This window comes from Salmonella sp. SAL04196, assembly GCF_046550835.1.
In the GTDB taxonomy this organism is placed as follows: Bacteria; Pseudomonadota; Gammaproteobacteria; order Enterobacterales; family Enterobacteriaceae; genus Salmonella; species Salmonella enterica.
In genome coordinates this window covers 1-507 of the sequence record NZ_JBGDXE010000025.1, presented here as the reverse complement: position 1 = coordinate 507, position 507 = coordinate 1, and the positions used below count along the sequence as shown (strand labels likewise).

At 53.5% G+C, this 507-nt stretch carries 1 rRNA gene; it reads right to left on the bottom strand.

The window, feature by feature from the left end:
- Positions 1–3: 3 nt before the first annotated feature.
- Positions 4–507, bottom strand: a 16S ribosomal RNA gene (locus ACLJPE_RS23185); the annotation flags it as partial.

Genomic DNA, 507 nt, shown 5'->3' with positions numbered 1-507 from the left:
AGGTAAGGAGGTGATCCAACCGCAGGTTCCCCTACGGTTACCTTGTTACGACTTCACCCCAGTCATGAATCACAAAGTGGTAAGCGCCCTCCCGAAGGTTAAGCTACCTACTTCTTTTGCAACCCACTCCCATGGTGTGACGGGCGGTGTGTACAAGGCCCGGGAACGTATTCACCGTGGCATTCTGATCCACGATTACTAGCGATTCCGACTTCATGGAGTCGAGTTGCAGACTCCAATCCGGACTACGACGCACTTTATGAGGTCCGCTTGCTCTCGCGAGGTCGCTTCTCTTTGTATGCGCCATTGTAGCACGTGTGTAGCCCTGGTCGTAAGGGCCATGATGACTTGACGTCATCCCCACCTTCCTCCAGTTTATCACTGGCAGTCTCCTTTGAGTTCCCGACCTAATCGCTGGCAACAAAGGATAAGGGTTGCGCTCGTTGCGGGACTTAACCCAACATTTCACAACACGAGCTGACGACAGCCATGCAGCACCTGTCTCAC